The sequence below is a fragment of the Gulosibacter hominis genome, assembly GCF_904842695.1.
Taxonomy (GTDB): domain Bacteria; phylum Actinomycetota; class Actinomycetes; order Actinomycetales; family Microbacteriaceae; genus Gulosibacter; species Gulosibacter hominis.
Genome location: NZ_CAJGWQ010000005.1, coordinates 129,065 through 145,717 on the forward strand (window position 1 = coordinate 129,065; position 16,653 = coordinate 145,717).

Genomic DNA, 16,653 nt, shown 5'->3' on the forward strand with positions numbered 1-16,653 from the left:
GCGGATGGGAGACAATGGTTCGTATGTCTGTCGCGAATAATGACCGCTCGCCCGAGCAAGCCGCTGCATCCGATGCTGGAGAATCAGCGCAGGTGGCGCCCGGTGCTGCCGAGCAGCCGGCCGAACGGCAGTTGCCGGATGAGCTGCAGCTGACGGTGCGCCGGCAGGTGAATCTGCCGCTGTTCATCGCGATCGGCGTTGTTGTTGGCGTGATTGCGTCGATTATTTGTGCCTACAGTTTTCCGCCGCCCGAGGCGTTGTATCAGGGGTATCAGGTGCACACGCCCGAGCAGGCGCTGGGCTTTTTCCTGGTGTTTATTACCGCGCTGAGCGTGATTTTGTTTGCGGCAATTGGGTTGATCATCAACGCTGTTGTGTCGCGTAAGCGCGGCAAAGTGACGGTGCGTCGCGTGCCTGGCGCGGATGCTGTTGGTGACGCTGGTGACGCTGGTGACGCTGGGGCCGATGGCGCGGCTGGTGCAGCCGACGCGGCCGGCGGCCGCTCGGATGCGTAGCCTCTCCACTCTCTTCTACGGGATCTGTGTGGCTTAGCGTCATTTGTATGTGTTCTGCCACACACAATTGACGCTAAGGCACACAAAACTCGAGGTGTGGCCGGGGCGTCGACGCGCGGGTGTGCCCGCGTTTCGCCGCGTGAGTGGGGCGGGTGTCGACGCGCGGGTGTGCCCGGATGCTCGGTCGCACGGCAGCGCGCACTGCAGGGCCCCATCCCGGGTTCTGGCACCGGCACCGACAAATGGCACCGGTATGCGGGTGCCAGAAGTGTGTGGCGGTGCCAGTTGTTCGCGATGTTGCCGGTTCTGGCACCGCTGCCGTGCGCTCTCGTCGCGCTCTCGTCGCGCGTCCCTGCTGGATCTGTGTGTTTCCGCGTCATTTGTATGTGTTCTGCCACACACAATTGACGCTAAGGCACACAAATCCCGAAGTGTGGCCGGGGTGTAGACGGGCGGGTGTGGCCGGGTGTCGACGTGCAGGCGTTGCTTCGGTGCGGGGCAGGACGAGGGTGGGGCCGGGTGTCGGCGCGGGTGTGGCCGGGTGCTCTCGTCGCGCGTTTGACGCGCGGGGCGCAGGGCGTCTAAGTCACGCTCTCTGCCGGCGCCTCGTAGCCGAGCGCGCACATGGCGCGCCGCAGCGCCGCCTCGAACTCCGAGCGGCACGTTTCGGGTGTTCGCTTCGATATCAGCGCCACAAGCTCACGATGCATCTCAAAACCTGGCACGCCCACCGTCGCCACCCGGTCGCCAGCTTCGGCGGCCACAAACTCGGGCACAATCGCAGCCCCGAGCCCACCGGCCACCAGCGTAATTGTGGCGGTGAAGTCATCCGAATACGAGATGCCATCGGGGCTCAGCGCCAGAGAATTGATGGTCTGTTCGATCAGGTCGGCATCGCTTGAACCGGGATGATGCAGCACCCAGTGACGGTTGCGCAGCGGTGCTACGTCGTCGAGCTGCGAATCCAGCTGCCATTGCGGCGGCACGACGACCACAAAACGGTCGATGCCAAGCGAAATCGGCTCAAATACTTCCGGCCACGACAGCCCGCGGTCGCCCATGAGATACACCAGTACGGCCGTTGTGGTGGGCCGGGCCGCGGCCTCGCGGATGGCAAGCGATGGGTCGTGGATGCTTACCGAAAGTCGATGATTGGTGGCCAGCCACTCGGCATCGGCGAGAATCAGCGGAACTATTCGACTCATCAGCGACGAAAATCCGATAACCGACGTGGTCGACACCATCTCGGAGGTGGCGGCGGCTGCGTGCATTAGCGCATCAAGGCTGTTGAGCACTTCGTGCGCATGCTCGGCGATGATGAGCGCCACTTCAGTCGGCTGAATCGAACGACCAGAACGGCTGAACAGCTGCCGACCGGTTGACTGTTCGAGCGCCGACATCTGCTGCGACACCGCGGAGGGCGTGTACCCCAGCCGATTCGCTGCTCCAACAAACGATCCCTGCTCAATCACAACGCGCAGGGTCCGCAGGTGGAGGGGGTTCAGCATATCCATTCACATTACGCCCGATTCATTAGCAATTGGCGTGATGGCCGATAGAAACCCGATTCAATTCGCGCCCCCGCAAACAAGTGACAGCGCATAGAGTCATGAACCAAATTCGTGACCCCTGTCAACGAGCAAGGAGGACCGGTGACCGCCAAAGTATTTGTTCATCCGCGCATCCTGACCAGTGCCCATGCCACGCCATTCAGCGGCGCAATCGCGGTAGTTGACGGCGATATTGCCGCGATCGGCAGCCTTGAAGAGTGCCGCGAAATCGCCGGTATGGATGCACCGGTCACCGAACTCGGCGGCGCCGTGCTGCTTCCGGGATTTTTTGACACCCACCTGCACTCCGGCGCCATGGCGCTGCAATTCCAGTCGCCCGATGTCAGCGAAGCCAATTCGCTGGCAGAGGCTCTGGCACAGCTGCGGGCATGGAACGCCGAAAACCCCGGCACCGGCTGGGTGGTCGGTGGACGCTGGAACGCCAACCGCTGGCTCGCCGGCGAAACGCTACACCGCCGCGACCTCGACGACGTGTTCGGCGACCGCCCCGTGGCGCTCAACACCGTTGACGGCCACTCGGTGTGCCTGAACAGCAGCGCTCTCGAACAGCTCTGCATCGACGACAACACCGAGCAGCTTCCCGGCGGCGTGATCGAGCGCGACGAAAACGGCCAGCTCACCGGCGTGCTGCGCGAAAACAATAGCGATGTGGCTCGCAGCCGCGTCACCGAACTGCTGCTCAACGACTGCGCCGAACTGCTCGACCAGGTGCAGCAGCATCTACACCGCTTTGGTGTGACCGCAATCACCGACCTCGATGGCGAACAGGTGCGGGATGGATACCTCAAGTTGGCTGCCGAAAATCGCCTTCGCGTGCGCGTTCGTAAGGGCATCCCGGTAACCGCCCTCGACCGCGCCATTGCCGAGGGACGACGCACCGGCGACGGCGACCGCTGGGTGGTGACCGGTTCGGTGAAATTTTTCAGCGACGGGGCTCTCGGATCACACACCGCGCTCATGCACGAACCCTATGAGAGCGACGAATGCAATTGTGGTGTCGAGGTGACCAGCTCGACCGATCTCGCATCCGATGTGGCTCGTGCCAATAGCAACGGCATCGCGGTCAGCACCCACGCCATCGGCGACCGCGCCAACACCAATGTGCTCGACGCCTACGAAGCCACCGCCGAAATCACGCGGCAGCACGGATTGCGCAACAGCATCGAACACGCCCAGCACATCATCGATTCGGATATCGACCGCTTCAAGCAGCTGAATGTCATCGCATCCATGCAGCCGATTCACTGCACCGGCGACTACCCGCTCAGTGTCACCCTGCTGGGTGACCGCGCCACACACCACTACCCCTGGCACACGCTCATGGAGCGCGGGGCGCTGGTGACATTTGGTTCGGATGCGCCGATCGAGCCGGTCGCGCCGCTGTACGGCATCCACGCGGCCGTTACTCGGCAGCGCCGCGACGGCGAACCTCCCGAGGGTCGCGAACCGCAAGAGCGCATCAGTGTTGCGGATGCGGTTGATAGCTACACCGGCCGCGCAGCTGACGCATTCGGCCTCGGTGATCGGTTCGGCACCCTCGAAGCGGGCAAATATGCCGACTTCGTGACTCTTGACGCTGACCCGTTCACCTGTTCGCCCGGTGATCTGTGGCGCATCCGCGTGCAGCAGACCGTGGTGGAAGGTGAAGTCGTTTACCAACTCAATGAGGAGTGAAAATGAAGAATAGGATGCGTGCCCGCGCGCTCGTGGCGGCCGCCGGGATGCTCTCGGTCACCACGGCGCTCACCGGATGCGGTGGCCAGTGGCTGTGGGAGGTGGAACAGGCCGCTTCGAGAGACCTCTCGCAGGTCAATTACCTACCGGTGCCCGACGACGAACGAGCCAAGTCGATCATTGAGGGTATTGAACCCAACGAAGAGCTGCGCGCCAAGGTGCCCGAGGAGTACCTCGCAAACGGCGTGAAATGGACCACGTCGGTGGGCTATGCACCAATGGAGCTGTTTGGTGAGAACGGCGAAGACATTATCGGGGTTGACCCGGCGATCGCCCAGGCATTGATGCGCAAACTCGGCCTTGAAATGTCCATTGAAGACCAGGAATTCAATTCGCAGATTCCGGGTGTCCTCGCCGGTCGCTACGACGCGGTGATCAGCTCGATGACCGACAACGAAGAACGACGTCAGAGCATGACCTTCGTCGACTATGTGCAGTCGGGCAACGCCTTCCTCGTCGCTGAGGGTAATCCGCTGGGTGTGCAAAGCCCGATGGATCTGTGTGGCGAAATCATCGCCGTGGTTGATGCCGGTTCGAGCGCCGCGCTCGTTGATGAAATGTCACAGGATTGCGTCGACGCGGGCAAACCCGCCTACGAGGTGCTGCGCTTCGAAGGCGACCAAAACGCCAACCTGGCGCTGAAGAGTGGCCGCGCTGACGCCACCGTGACCGACTACCCGGTGGCGCAGTGGCACGCATCCAACCCCGAGAACAAACTCGACTCGGTTGCCATCGAGGGCGACGAGAGCATCTGGGGTATCGGTGTCGGTAACGATGACGAAGAGTTCGCAAAGGTTTTGCAGGAAGCGCTGCAGGAACTCATCGACGACGGCACCTACGCCAAAATTCTCGCGGCCTGGGAAGTCGACGAAATGGCGATCGAAACCGCAACCATCAACGGTGGCAATAGCTAGCCGCATCCGTGGCAGAAAGGGCACTCATGTCGAATCGACGCACAGCGCCGTTCACTACTGATGACGGCTCCGAATTCGCGATCGAACGCCGCGCGCATCCTTGGCGCTGGGTAACCGCAATTGTCGCCATTCTGGTGGTGATTTGGGTTGCTTCGATCATTCTCTTTAACGAACGTATCCACTGGGATGCGGTGGGCCAGTACCTCTTCGACGGTCGCATCCTGCGCGGTATTGGCGTCACGATTTGGATCAGCATCACGGCTACAGCGCTCGGCCTGGTGCTCGGCGTGGTCATTGCCGTGATGAAGCTCTCGCACAATCCGGTGCTGAAGTGGATCGCCGAGGCATACATCTGGTTTTTCCGCGGCACTCCGGTGCTGGTGCAGCTGATCTTCTGGTTCAACCTGGCGTTCCTGCTGCCGTATATCACCATCCAAATTCCGTGGACCCTGATCGGTTACCGCTGGGACACCAACGACGTCATCTCGGGAGCAACGGCAGCGGTTCTGGGCCTGGGGCTGAACCTGGCGGCCTACTTCGCCGAAACCGTGCGCGCCGGTATCCTCGCCGTCGACAAGGGGCAGACCGAAGCCGCACTCGTTGGCGGAATGACCCGCGGTCAGGCGATGCGCCTGGTCGTGTTGCCGCAGGCTCTGCGCATCGTGATCCCGCCGACGGCGAACGAATTCATCTCGATGCTGAAGACCACCTCGCTCATCATCGTGGTGGCCGGCAACGACCTCATGTCGGAGGCAAGCAAGATCTACAAGCAGAACAACATGATTATTGAGCTGCTGATCGTGGCCAGCCTCTGGTACATGCTGATGACCGCCATCGCCACCTACCTGCAGTCGCGTCTCGAGCGGCGCTTCGGCAAGGATCGCGTGCGGATTGCGCGCGGCAACGGCACCCAGGGGCGCCTCATCGACCTGGTGACCGGCCCCATCAAGATGCCGGCTCGGAACGCGAAATAACCTCGAGAGGACAACAACCATGACTGCAAATGAGGTTCTGGTACGCGCACGGGGTGTGCGCAAGAGCTTTGGCGAGGTGGAAGTGCTGCGAGGCATCGACTTCGATGTGCACCGCGGCGAGGTGAGCGTGATCATCGGCCCCTCGGGTTCGGGTAAATCAACCTTCCTGCGCGCCATTAATGGACTCGAATTCATTGATGAGGGCAGCATCACTGTCGATGGCCAAGAGGTGGGCTACACGCTCGAAAATGGGCGGGCCCGAGAGTGGAGCGACCGGGAGTTTGCCGATTTCCGTTCACGGATCGGTATGGTTTTCCAGCGCTTCAACCTGTACAACCACGTGGATGCGTTGGAAAACGTGGCCATGAGCCTGATCCACGTGAAAAAGATCAGCAAGTCGGCGGCCCGTGAACGGGCGATGCAGGAACTCGAGCGCGTTGGGCTTGGCTCGCACGCCGAGAAGATGCCGCATCAGCTTTCTGGTGGTCAGCAGCAGCGCGTGGCGATTGCCCGGGCGCTGGCGCTCGATCCCGAGCTGATGCTGTTTGACGAGCCCACGAGTGCCCTCGACCCCGAGCTGGTGGATGAGGTGCTCGGCACGATGAAGGAGCTCGCCGCTGCGGGCATGACGATGGTCGTGGTCACTCACGAGATCGGATTCGCGCGTGAGGTGGGAGACTCGCTCGCGTTCTTTGATGAGGGCACTGTGGTCGAAAAGCGCTCGCCGGAAGAGCTGCTGACGCAAACGCAGTCGATTCGCATCCAAAACTTCATCGAAGCGGTGCGCTAGCGCGAGAGGCGCGACAAGGGGATGCGCGCCTGCCGGCGGCATCCCCTTGTCGCGCCGCGTCTCAGCCGTGCATCCCTGCCGGATTTGTGTGGCTTAGCGTCAATTGTGTGTGTTCTGCCACATACAAATGACGCTAAGCCACACAGAAGCCGGGGGCCCGGGGTGCCGGACGCCGGAGTGCCGGGCGCCCGGGTTGCCCCGGCGCCCTACGACTTGCGCGAGTTCTCGAGCCAGGCGAGGTACTCGGGGGTCACCGTGCCGGTCACGTATTCGCCGGTGAAACACGACATGTCCAGCTGCTTGAGATCGGTACCCTCGGTGATCGCCGCGAACAGATCGTCCACATCCTGGTAGACCAGCGCATCCGCCCCGATCACCGAACGCACCTCTTCAACCGTGCGGGCCGACGCCACCAGCTCACCACGGGTGGGCATATTGATGCCGTACACGTGCGGATAACGAACCGGCGGCGCAGCCGAGGCAAAAAACACCTTTTTCGCACCGGCAGCGCGCGCCATCTCCACGATCTCCTTCGAGGTGGTGCCGCGCACGATCGAGTCGTCTACCAGCAGCACATTTTTGCCCTCGAACTCGACCGGCATCGCGTTGAGTTTTTGGCGCACCGACTTCTTGCGAACCTTCTGTCCGGGCATGATGAATGTGCGGCCGATATAGCGGTTTTTGTAAAAACCCTCGCGATAGTCGAGGCCGAGCACGCGCGCGAGTTCCATCGCGGAAGGGCGCGCCGAGTCGGGGATCGGCATCACCACGTCGATATCGTCGAGCGGAATCTCACGCTCTACCTTGCGGGCGAGCTTTTCACCCATCCGCAGCCGCGAGTTGTACACCGAAATCCCGTTCATGGTCGAGTCGGGACGCGCCAAATAAACGTATTCAAACGAGCACGGTGCCAGCTTGGTCGCACCGTCGTATTCGCGGCTGTACAGCTTGCCGGCGGTGGTGATCCACACGGCCTCACCGGGCCGCACCTCGCGCACCAGCTCGTAGCCGCCGGCATCAATCACGAGCGACTCGGATGCAACCACCCACTCATCGCGGCCGTTGTCGTCGAGCCGGTGGCCGAGCACCAGCGGGCGGATGCCGAACGGGTCACGGAAGGCGAGCATCCCGCGCCCGGCGATCAACGAGATCACGGCGTACGAACCCTCAACGCGGCGGTGCACACCGGCAACCGCATCAAACACGTCGTCGGGGGTGAGGTCGGCGTGCACCGAGCTCATCGTGCGCTGCAGTTCATTGGCAAGCACATTCAGCAGCAGCTCGGTGTCGGAGTCGCTATTGAGGTGGCGGCGGTCGATGCGGAACAGTTCGTCGCTGAGCTCGCGAGTGTTCGTCAGATTGCCGTTGTGAACTAGCACGATGCCATATGGTGCGTTCACGTAGAACGGCTGCACTTCATCCTCGCGCGAGGCCGAGCCGCTGGTGGCGTAGCGCACATGCCCCAGGCCCATATCGCCCAGCAGCGAGCGCATATCGCGGGTGCGGTACGCCTCGCGCACCTGCCCTTTCGCCTTCACGCTGTGCAGGGTGTTGCCCTCGAGGGTGGTGATCCCGGTCGAGTCTTGCCCGCGGTGCTGCAGCAGCAGTAGCGAGTCGTAGATTTGCTGGTTGACGGGGCTGGTCGAAACGTGACCGACGATGCCACACACGGTAGGGGATACTCCCTCAGGGTTAGAGATGCAGACAAACGGCTGTTTACCATTCTGTCACCTTTGCGGGGCGGTGGATGCGAAAAATTGCGATATTGCGTGTGGATGCATGGCCTGGATGCACGGGTGCCGGTGCGGGCAGCAATCCGACGGCTCGGACGCACGCATCGCCGCGCATCCAGGCCGCGGCTAGCTGCATCCCGCACAATGTCGGCATGGCGCATCAGCAACGCATCCGAAATTGGGAAGGTTTTTACAACGCACGCGACCTTGGCGGGCTGCCGCTGCGCGATGGTGGCACCACCCGGTTCGGCGCCTATGTGCGCTCCGCCGATCTGCGTTACGCCACCGAATCGGGCCTCAACGCGGCCTACGACGAGGGGTTTCGCACGGTGCTCGATCTGCGAAACGACTTTGAAACCCGCCTCGAGCCGCGCTCACCGGATGATGAACGCGCCGACGCTGGCCGGGTGCCACCGAGCCCCGAAGCTGAATTCCCCGAGGGGATGTTTGGGGTGCGGGTGCCGCTTGACGACATCCGGGCGAGCAAATTTTGGCAGCGGATGCGCGCCGAGCACCGTGCCGGAACCCCGCGCTTTTTCCGTCCGGTGCTCGAAGAAACCCCCGATCGCGTGGTGGCTGTGCTGCGCACAATGGCGACGGCGCCCGGCGGGATCGTGTATCACTGCGCCATCGGGCGCGATCGCACCGGGCTCATCACCGCGGTGCTGCTGTCGCTCGCCGGTGTCGAACCCGAGGCGATCGCCGCAGATTACGCGCTCACCGCATCCGAACTGGCGCCGTTTTTCGTCCGCATGGGGTTTCCCGACCACGGCCCGCACATTGCCGAGCGGCTCGCCGAACTCGGATTCACGGTCGAATCGGCCGTGCTCGAACAGCTCGACGGGTTCGATGCTTGGGATGTGATGCGTCGCGCCGGGCTCACGGATGCCGAACTCGAGCGGCTGGCTGCGCCGCTTATTAGGTGACGGTGGCTGGCCGGCTGACGCATCGGGCATCATGAAGCTATGAGCAATCTGCGCACTATCGACCGAGCGACCGGCGTGATTCGTGTCGCGCTGCTACTGGCTGGCGCGCTCAGTGCGGTGACGCTCACACTGCTCGCGACCACCGGCCTCGGCCCGCGCGCCCTCATCGTAGAAGCCTTCGTCTTCGACGTGGCGTGGCTCACCGCCGCCGGAATCAGCATCTACTTTGCACGCACCCGCGAGGGCGGACGCACCGTGCGCGAATCATGGCAGCTGGTAGCCAGGCGAGTCATCCCGGGCAGTGTGCGCCACTTTTTTCTGCTCGAACTGACCGGCCTGCGCGCACTCGCGGGCACAATATTGCGGCGACAACCGATCGTCCCCGCAGCCGCGACGCCCGTGCATCCTCGCCGCGGGGTGGATGCATTTCTCATCGCCATGATTGTGGTCGTCGCGATCGAAGCCGCGGTTGTTGAGCTGGTGGTGCCGTGGCTACAGCTGCGTCTGATCATCCACGTGTTTGAGGCGTACGCGATCATCTTCGTGCTCGGGCAGATGTTCGTACCGCGCCAATTTCCGCACTATGTCACGCGGGATGAACTCGTGCTGCGGTCGGGCACGCGCGAGATTGCGCGCATCCCGCTCAGGAATATCAGCGCCGCAGCAAAACAGCTCGACACGTCGGTCACCAGCAATGAGGTGCGCGGGGGTGTGCTTCGACTTCCAATGAGGGGCGAGTGCACTCACGCGCTGCGGCTGCGCACGCCTCACGAAGTCACGCTTCCAGGATGGACGTGCGACGTGCGGGCGCAGGTCACCGAAATCCGGCTCGTGGCCGAAAGCGACCTCACGGGTCTAACCGGCTGACGGTAGCCCGGTCTGCTGAAGGCCGGCTGGCGTCACGCATCCGTCGATTCTTCAGCATCCGCTTCAGCCCGCCGGGTTCGGGATGCAATGAACACCGCACCCAGCGCCACTGCCGCCGCAACCAACACGACCACAAGATCCGAAACGCCCGCGGTTGCATCCAGCGCACCGACCTCGATCTGCTGCTGCGTGCCGATCGGCAGGAATGCCGGCAGGTTCGCGGTGCCGTTCGACCACCACAACAGGATGCCGAAACCGATCGCGATCAGGCCAGAAATGATCGACGCCCAGTCGTTGCGCCACTTACCGATGCGCAGCTCGCGCGGGCGCAACCAATTGCGCAGCCGCGGGCCGAGCGGCCGCCACAAAAGCGAAAGCACGATCAGCGGCAGCGCCATCCCGAGCGCGTAAATTGCCAGCAGCATCCCGCCATAGATCGCCGAACCGCCGGCAGCGGCGACGGTCAACACCGACCCGAGAATCGGGCCAGCGCACACGCCCGCAACCGCGTATACCGCGCCGAGCAAAAACATCGCCGCGCCCGACGTCGAATCGGTGCCGCCGCGGCTGAGCCCCGGCAGCTGGATGCCGAGCACCTGTACGATCCCGAGCGCCAACAAAATGACCACCGCGACCGCGATCAGTGTGCCGCGATGCTGCAGCAGCAGGCCACCAACCGCACCCGCGAACAACCCCAGCGGCACGAGCGAGGTGAGTAAGCCCAGTGTGAACAGACCCGCGCGGATCAGCAGCGTGCGCGGATCGGCGAAGGTGGTTGCGAAAAATGCGGGCAGCAGCATCACCGAACACGGGCTCAGCAGCGACAGCACGCCGCCGACCAGCGCGCCCGCGAAACCGATGTCAATCATCCGGCGTTACTCAACACCCAGGCGGGCGAGCTCTTCATCGATGACGTGCTCGAACGTTTCGAGCGGATAGGCGCCGCGCAGCGCGCCGCTATTGAGCACGAACGTGGGCGTTGAGTTCACGCCGATCATCACGGCCTCTTCGTAGTCGGCCTGCACGAGCTGCAGCAGTTCGGGTGAGTCGAGATCGGCTTCGAATTTTTCGAGATCGGGGATGCCCACCTCTTTGGCGATTTCGAGGATGCGTTCGCGCGGCAGATCGGTGTGGCCGCTGCCGGTCGACTCGTTGAAAATCGCGCGGTTGTAGTCGAGGAACATGCCCTGCTCGCCGGCGGCTCGGGCAGCTACCGCGGCTCCGGTCGACTGTTCGCCGAAGATGGGGGTGTCGCGCCATTCGATGCGCAGTTTGCCGGCTTCGACGTATTTTTTGATGAGTTCGGGCTGGGTTTCGGTGGCGTAGAGCGCGCAGTAGGGGCAGCGGTAGTCGCTGTATTCGATCATCACCAGTGGGGCATCCACGTCGCCGATTGCCGTGTAGTCGTCAGCGTCGCGGCGGGCGAGGTCGGCGAGTGATTCGGGCTGCGCTTTTTGTTTTGCTTCGGGGTTTTGGTTTGCCGCTGGGTCTTGTTGGGTGCTTTGGGTGCTTTGGCTGTTTTGGGTGGCTGCCTGCTGGTTGTTGGCGGCGCGTTCCTGTGCGACTTCGCTTCCGGGCCCTGCAGGCCGAGCAAAAATTGCGATCACGGCGATGAGCGCCACCGCAACAATCGCGCCGATCAGCCACTTTTCACGATTCGAAAACTTCACGTCTGCATCCACTCCAGGTACCGACCCAAACCAACCTGCATTATTGCAGCCGCCCCCGTGCGCGCCCTAGTTTGCCCTGCTTTGATACCTGGGTGCCGTGTCGGCTCGTGCGCCCGTGCGGGCCAGTGCAGAGCAGTGCAGACCCGTGCACCCGCGCAGGCCAGTGCAGATTCTTGTTTCCTGACTGCATCCCCGTTGCGAAATTTGTTTCCTGGCTGCAGGCGCCCTGCGGAATTTTGTTTCCTGGCTGCAAAATCGGGGTTTTCGCAGGCTGAAACGTTTCAAGCCCCGGTTTTGCAGCCAAAAATCAAAAACAGGAAACAAAAATCTGGGGCCAGGAAACAAAAATCTGCAGCAACAGCGGGTGGCAGGGATGCAGCCGGCTCGGCGGGCAGGGATCCAGGGATGCAGCGGCGAGATGCGAGCCGGCACCAGCCGCCGGCGCGCAAACCGCCTAGGCTAGAGAGCATGAGTGACGACCTCTACGCATCGGCCGGTGTTGACACTGCCGCGGGCGACCGCGCAGTTGAGCTCATGAAAGCGGCGGTGAAGGCCACCCACGGGCCAGAAGTGCTCGGCGGTGTCGGCGGATTTGCCGGCATGTTTGACGCATCAGCACTGACCGGGATGCGTCGCCCGCTACTGGCAACGTCCACCGACGGGGTGGGCACCAAGGTGGCGATCGCGCAGGCGATCGACAAACACGACACGATCGGCCAGGACCTCGTCGGCATGGTCGTCGACGACATCATCGTGGTCGGCGCCCGGCCGCTGTTCATGACCGACTACATCGCCTGCGGTCGTGTCGTCCCAGAGCGTATCGCCGCGATCGTTGAGGGCATTGCCAAGGCGTGCGCCGCCACCGGCACCGCGCTCACCGGCGGCGAAACCGCTGAACATCCGGGCCTGCTCGGTCCCGATGACTACGATGTTGCCGGCGCAGCGACGGGTGTTGTTGAGGCCGATCGCGTGCTCGGTGCCGAGCGCGTCACTGATGGCGATGTGGTGCTCGCGCTGGGTGCATCCGGCCCGCACTCGAACGGATACTCGCTCATCCGCCGCATCATCGCCGACCGCGGCATCGACTATCGCGACCACGCCGCCGACTTCGGCACCAGCTGGGGTGAGGCGCTGCTCGAACCGACTCGCCTTTACACCGGCGAGCTAGTGCGGGTGCTCGCGCGACCCGAGCTTGACGGCGCCATCCACGCGCTTTCGCACGTCACCGGTGGTGGGATCGCCGCGAACCTCGCGCGCGTGCTACCGCAGGGCTCGTGGGTGGAGCTCGACCGGTCACGCTGGTCACCGCTGCCAGTGTTCCGCGTGCTTTGTGATCTTGCGGATGCATCGCTCGAGTCGGTCGAGGGCACCTGGAACCTCGGCATCGGGATGTTCGTGGTGGTTTCAGCATCGCAGGCGGATGCAGTGCTTGCGGCCTGCCGGGAAGAGGGACTTGACGGCTGGGTCGCCGGCGAGGTGTCGTTCGCTGAGCGCTCATTCGACGGCTTTATCCAGGGCGCCAAGGGCGTCGACGGCGGTGCGGTGCGCCTCGTCGGCAGCTACGCCAACTAGTTCGCTCCGCCGCCGCGCCCAACGTGCCGGCCGCACGCATCCGCATGCCCGCCGCCCGGTGCGCTCGCCGCACCCGCCAGCCACCGACGCCTTGTGTGTGGGTTCGCGTCATTTGTGTGTGGCACAACACGCACAATTGACGCGGAGACACACAAATCCGGGAAAGACAGTGCTGCGAAGGGGAGAGCGCGTGTGCGAGAGGGCGCGCGTGTGCGTATGAGATAGCGGATACGCGAATTAAGCGCGTGCGCTGAACGGGTGGGCAATCACGCGCGCGTGCGGCGGTGCATGTGCTCCCGCGGCGTCTCGTGTGTGGGTTCGGGTCATTTGTATGTGGCAGAGCACACACAATTGACGCGGAGGCACACAAATCCGGGGAGAGCGGGTGCGTGCGCGCGGGAGAGTGCGTGCGAGCGCGCGTTTTTAAGATCGTGCGCGCCCAGCGCCCGCAAGCGCGCTACCGCTCGCCGAGCTCGCGCTGCGCGGCGCGGTGTCCCACGACGAGCTGCGCAATTGCGCCGGCGAGCATGGCTGCCACGCTGATCCCCATGCAGACCAAAAACGGCGCGACAGTGTTGCCGGCCGCGCCACCGAGCGCCGCTGCAACCAACGCGACGCCATTGCATCCGAGCGCCCACGGCCAGACCGCACGGTGTGCCGCCTGCCACGCCGCATCCGATGAGCGTGTGGCGGCGGTGCGCACCCCAATCAGCCCCGAGTAGGGGCCAAAACGTCCGGTCGCCGAACCGCGCACGGCAACGAGCACGAGCGCGTTACCCACCACGATGATCGCGGCGAGCAGCAGACTCATCACGAGCCCCGGCGGTTGCAACATGGTCTAGTTACGCGAAGCGACGCTCGTTGTAGCTACCGTAGTCGTCGGTGTCGTCTTCTTCGTCGTCGAGGTACTCTGACCACTTCGACAGCTCGTCGTCTTCTTTGTTGGCTCGCTGGCCAGCGAGCTCACGCTCAAGCTGCTCATAGTCGGTCTCGGGAATGTTGTATTTGAGTTCCCGGGCGACCTTTGTGTGCTTCGCCTTCTGACGGCCACGCCCCATAGCGCGTAACCCCCCTAACAAGCATGGGCCGGTCGAGAAATGGGTCAACCGGCCGGATGAACGACAGATGCTAATGCCCGAAGAGTTTACCACGCCGTAAGATTGCCTACACGAGAAGCGCATCGCTGTCGGTCATCATTGCGGTCGGTGCGACGCGATTGTCCGCATCACTACGCGGCGGGAGGCTGATTTGGCAGAGCTGTACCGGTCGGTGGATATTGCGGTCATTGGCGCGGGTGCGTCCGGTCTTGCGCTGGGCTATTCGCTGAGCGCGCTGGGGCTCGAGGCGGTGCGCGACTATTTGATCATTGACGATCACCCTGCCCCGGGCGCCACCTGGCAGCACGGTTGGGATTGGGCCACGGTTGGCAGTTCGGTGCGAGTTGGTGAGATTGCCGATCTTCCGGGGCAGCGTGAACTCGGGCTGGGATTTGAGCACTTCGACGTGGATGCGCGCGTGCGGGATGTGATTCCCGAGGTGTGGGCGAAATACGAGGATGCGTACGGCCTGTTTGTTGCCCACGGTGTGCGGGCGCTGCGGGTGGATGAGCAGCGCCGCAACCCCGAGCTGCGCATCACGGTTGCGCTGCCGGGCGGCCAGCTGCGGGTGATTGAGGCCGGTGTGGTGGTGAATGCAACCGGCAGCTGGTCGCGGCCATTTGTGCCGTGGTATCCGGGTGTCGACCGCTTCGAGGGCGCCCAGCTGCACCTGTATCAGGTGTCGTCGTTGAGCGAGTTGGCCGGCCGGCGGGTGCTGGTGGTCGGTGCGGGCCGCAGCGCGGTTGCGGGGCTGCTTGAGCTTGAACGGCTTGGTGCGCACACGGTGTGGTCGACGCTGCGTGATCCGCAATTTGAGCGTCCCCCGCAGCTGGGTTTGCGGCGACCGCGCGTGCTCGTGGGTGATTTGGGTTTGCGGCGACGGCAGCGGCTTGAGCGGATGGTGGAGCGCGGCAACTGGTTGCCGAGTGATGCGTCGGTGCGCGCGGTTCCCTTGACTCGCGCCGTGTTTGGGGCGCAGCGGCGGGGGCTGCTGGTGTCGCGTGGCCCGCTCTTGCGCTTTGAATCGGATGCGGTGGTGCTGGCGGATGGTTCGCGCGAGCCGATCGATGCGGTGGTGTGGGCCACCGGCGGTCGGGAGGCCACGGGTCATCTGCGGCCGCTGGGGTTGCGGGATGTTGGCGGCTCGGTGAAGGTGCGTGCCGGCTGGTCGCGACGGGATCCGCGGGTTGGTTTTTTGACCTACGGGCCGGGGCTGGATGCATCCGAATCGCTTGATCGTGCCGTCGGGCTGGCAGAGTCGGCGATTGATCGGGTGGCTGATTAGCTGCCAGTGCTTACTTGCGGTGCCGGTCACATCCTGCTGGCGATGAAGAAGCCAGCGAACGCGAGGGCGACGCAGATCGCGAGCTGTCCGATTGCGTGGGCCACGGCGAGGGTGAATGCGCGTTGTTGCAGGAGTTTGTAGGTGTCGAGGCTCGCGGTTGAGAAGGTGGTGAATCCGCCGCAGACACCGATGATTAGCAGGGTGAGGATTGCGGGCGCTTCGAGGATGACGGCGGCGGTGAATCCGAGCACTAGCGAGCCGAGCGCGTTGATGATCAGGATGGATAGCGCCGGATGCATCCTGGCGCGCTCTTTCAGGATCGTGTCGAGGATGTAGCGCAGCATCGCGCCGAGGCCGCCACCGATGGCTGTGAACAGGATGGTCACTGGTTGCCTCCGCGTGCTGGTGCGGTGCCGAGGCGCCAGCCGAGTGCGGATGCGCCGAGCCCGATGATGACGGTGGCGAGGGCGGCCACGAGGGCGGTGCCGTTTTGGGCGCTGAGCCCGGTGGCTGCGCTCGCTGCCATTGTGGAGTAGGTGGTGAATCCGCCGCACAGGCCGGTGCCGAGGGCGAGTTGCCACCTGGTGGGGATCGTGCGGGCGGTGATGAGGGCGAGTGCGAAGGCACCGAGGGTGTTGATGGCGAAGAGGGTGAGCAGGTCTGCTGTGGATGATTGGGGGAGTGCGGTGAGCAGGGCGCGCAGCAGTGCGCCCGCGGTGCCGCCGGCGAAGACGATGCCCGCGTTCAGCAGCAGCTGCGGTGTCGGGGTGACCTCTCGGGCTGCGGGGGTGGATGCGCTGGCGCCGGTGCCGGGATTGTTGGGATGCACGTGTTCAACTTAGCGCTGCCCGCCGGCAATTGGTGCTGCCCTCACCAATTAGCGCCGCCCCCGCACCGATTAGCGCCGCCCCTCCAATCAGCGCCTCCCCACACCAATTGACCCTGCCTCACACCAATTAGCGCTGCCCCACACCAAGTGACCCTGTTATTGCTAAGTGACCCTCC

At 63.7% G+C, this 16,653-nt stretch carries 17 protein-coding genes; 9 read left to right on the forward strand and 8 right to left on the reverse strand.

Features of this window, described 5'->3' with window-relative positions; all coding sequences use genetic code 11:
- Positions 1-23 precede the first annotated feature (23 nt).
- On the forward strand, positions 24-515 hold the full coding sequence (locus JMV54_RS05245; protein WP_201517892.1) for a hypothetical protein: 492 nt from the start codon (positions 24-26) through the stop codon (positions 513-515).
- Between the two features lie 581 nt (positions 516-1,096).
- Here the strand turns inward: JMV54_RS05245 and JMV54_RS05250 are convergent.
- Positions 1,097-2,023, reverse strand: coding sequence for a LysR family transcriptional regulator (locus JMV54_RS05250; RefSeq protein WP_201517893.1), 927 nt, complete (start codon positions 2,021-2,023; stop codon positions 1,097-1,099).
- A 144-nt stretch (positions 2,024-2,167) separates the two neighbouring features.
- On the opposite strand from JMV54_RS05250, the gene JMV54_RS05255 reads away from it, so the two are divergent.
- From JMV54_RS05255 to JMV54_RS05270, 4 genes are read left to right on the forward strand one after another with little or no spacing between them, the layout of a single operon-like run.
- On the forward strand, positions 2,168-3,760 hold the full coding sequence (locus JMV54_RS05255) for an amidohydrolase (RefSeq protein WP_201517894.1): 1,593 nt from the start codon (positions 2,168-2,170) through the stop codon (positions 3,758-3,760).
- A gap of 2 nt (positions 3,761-3,762) precedes the next feature.
- Positions 3,763-4,734, forward strand: a complete 972-nt coding sequence (locus tag JMV54_RS05260; protein WP_201517895.1) for an ABC transporter substrate-binding protein — start codon at positions 3,763-3,765, stop codon at positions 4,732-4,734.
- Positions 4,735-4,760: 26 nt separating this feature from the next.
- Positions 4,761-5,708 (forward strand): amino acid ABC transporter permease, encoded by a 948-nt coding sequence (locus JMV54_RS05265; protein ID WP_201517896.1) that lies wholly within the window; start codon positions 4,761-4,763, stop codon positions 5,706-5,708.
- Positions 5,709-5,727: 19 nt separating this feature from the next.
- Entirely contained in the window at positions 5,728-6,498 is a 771-nt protein-coding gene (locus JMV54_RS05270; RefSeq protein WP_276529508.1) for an amino acid ABC transporter ATP-binding protein, read from the forward strand.
- A 206-nt stretch (positions 6,499-6,704) separates the two neighbouring features.
- Here JMV54_RS05270 and purF read toward each other — a convergent pair whose 3' ends face one another.
- Positions 6,705-8,168 (reverse strand): amidophosphoribosyltransferase, encoded by a 1,464-nt coding sequence (gene purF, locus JMV54_RS05275; RefSeq protein WP_201517897.1) that lies wholly within the window; start codon positions 8,166-8,168, stop codon positions 6,705-6,707.
- Positions 8,169-8,383: 215 nt separating this feature from the next.
- Here purF and JMV54_RS05280 point away from each other — a divergent pair, with 215 nt between their 5' ends.
- A complete protein-coding gene (locus JMV54_RS05280) occupies positions 8,384-9,157 on the forward strand; it encodes a tyrosine-protein phosphatase (protein WP_201517898.1) in 774 nt (257 codons plus the stop codon).
- 39 nt (positions 9,158-9,196) lie between these two features.
- The gene (locus tag JMV54_RS05285; protein ID WP_201517899.1) at positions 9,197-10,024 is read left to right on the forward strand and encodes a hypothetical protein; all 828 of its coding nucleotides are present in this window, start codon (positions 9,197-9,199) and stop codon (positions 10,022-10,024) included.
- 32 nt (positions 10,025-10,056) lie between these two features.
- Here the strand turns inward: JMV54_RS05285 and JMV54_RS05290 are convergent, their stop codons facing one another.
- Entirely contained in the window at positions 10,057-10,893 is an 837-nt protein-coding gene (locus JMV54_RS05290; protein WP_201517900.1) for a cytochrome c biogenesis CcdA family protein, read from the reverse strand.
- A 6-nt stretch (positions 10,894-10,899) separates the two neighbouring features.
- Complete coding sequence (locus tag JMV54_RS05295; protein WP_201517901.1) at positions 10,900-11,694, reverse strand: DsbA family protein; 795 nt, start codon at positions 11,692-11,694, stop codon at positions 10,900-10,902.
- 468 nt (positions 11,695-12,162) lie between these two features.
- On the opposite strand from JMV54_RS05295, the gene purM reads away from it, so the two are divergent.
- Positions 12,163-13,266, forward strand: coding sequence for a phosphoribosylformylglycinamidine cyclo-ligase (gene purM / locus JMV54_RS05300; RefSeq protein ID WP_201517902.1), 1,104 nt, complete (start codon positions 12,163-12,165; stop codon positions 13,264-13,266).
- Positions 13,267-13,723: 457 nt separating this feature from the next.
- Here the strand turns inward: purM and JMV54_RS05305 are convergent, their stop codons facing one another.
- Together JMV54_RS05305 and JMV54_RS05310 are read right to left on the reverse strand one after the other, a co-directional pair.
- Entirely contained in the window at positions 13,724-14,101 is a 378-nt protein-coding gene (locus JMV54_RS05305) for an SdpI family protein (RefSeq protein ID WP_201517903.1), read from the reverse strand.
- Positions 14,102-14,108: 7 nt separating this feature from the next.
- Complete coding sequence (locus JMV54_RS05310; protein ID WP_201517904.1) at positions 14,109-14,324, reverse strand: DUF3073 domain-containing protein; 216 nt, start codon at positions 14,322-14,324, stop codon at positions 14,109-14,111.
- Between the two features lie 190 nt (positions 14,325-14,514).
- Between JMV54_RS05310 and JMV54_RS05315 the strand changes: the two genes are divergently transcribed.
- Positions 14,515-15,648, forward strand: a complete 1,134-nt coding sequence (locus JMV54_RS05315; RefSeq protein ID WP_201517905.1) for an NAD(P)-binding domain-containing protein — start codon at positions 14,515-14,517, stop codon at positions 15,646-15,648.
- A 26-nt stretch (positions 15,649-15,674) separates the two neighbouring features.
- On the opposite strand, the gene JMV54_RS05320 is transcribed toward JMV54_RS05315, so the two are convergent.
- Together JMV54_RS05320 and JMV54_RS05325 are read right to left on the reverse strand one after the other, a co-directional pair.
- Positions 15,675-16,034, reverse strand: coding sequence for a fluoride efflux transporter FluC (locus tag JMV54_RS05320; protein WP_201517906.1), 360 nt, complete (start codon positions 16,032-16,034; stop codon positions 15,675-15,677).
- A complete protein-coding gene (locus JMV54_RS05325) occupies positions 16,031-16,477 on the reverse strand; it encodes a fluoride efflux transporter FluC (protein WP_201517907.1) in 447 nt (148 codons plus the stop codon). Before JMV54_RS05325 ends, JMV54_RS05320 begins: the two co-directional genes overlap by 4 nt.
- Positions 16,478-16,653 lie beyond the last annotated feature (176 nt).

Bases quoted from the DNA above. Each gene is read 5' to 3' on its own strand.
- purM (WP_201517902.1), top strand. From the start codon at position 12,163: ATGAGTGACGACCTCTACGCATCGGCCGGTGTTGACACTGCCGCGGGC.
- JMV54_RS05280 (WP_201517898.1), top strand. From the start codon at position 8,384: ATGGCGCATCAGCAACGCATCCGAAATTGGGAAGGTTTTTACAACGCA.
- JMV54_RS05245 (WP_201517892.1), top strand. From the start codon at position 24: ATGTCTGTCGCGAATAATGACCGCTCGCCCGAGCAAGCCGCTGCATCC.
- JMV54_RS05305 (WP_201517903.1), bottom strand. From the start codon at position 14,101: ATGTTGCAACCGCCGGGGCTCGTGATGAGTCTGCTGCTCGCCGCGATC.
- JMV54_RS05270 (WP_276529508.1), top strand. From the start codon at position 5,728: ATGACTGCAAATGAGGTTCTGGTACGCGCACGGGGTGTGCGCAAGAGC.
- JMV54_RS05260 (WP_201517895.1), top strand. From the start codon at position 3,763: ATGAAGAATAGGATGCGTGCCCGCGCGCTCGTGGCGGCCGCCGGGATG.
- JMV54_RS05290 (WP_201517900.1), bottom strand. From the start codon at position 10,893: ATGATTGACATCGGTTTCGCGGGCGCGCTGGTCGGCGGCGTGCTGTCG.
- JMV54_RS05285 (WP_201517899.1), top strand. From the start codon at position 9,197: ATGAGCAATCTGCGCACTATCGACCGAGCGACCGGCGTGATTCGTGTC.
- JMV54_RS05310 (WP_201517904.1), bottom strand. From the start codon at position 14,324: ATGGGGCGTGGCCGTCAGAAGGCGAAGCACACAAAGGTCGCCCGGGAA.
- JMV54_RS05265 (WP_201517896.1), top strand. From the start codon at position 4,761: ATGTCGAATCGACGCACAGCGCCGTTCACTACTGATGACGGCTCCGAA.
- JMV54_RS05250 (WP_201517893.1), bottom strand. From the start codon at position 2,023: ATGCTGAACCCCCTCCACCTGCGGACCCTGCGCGTTGTGATTGAGCAG.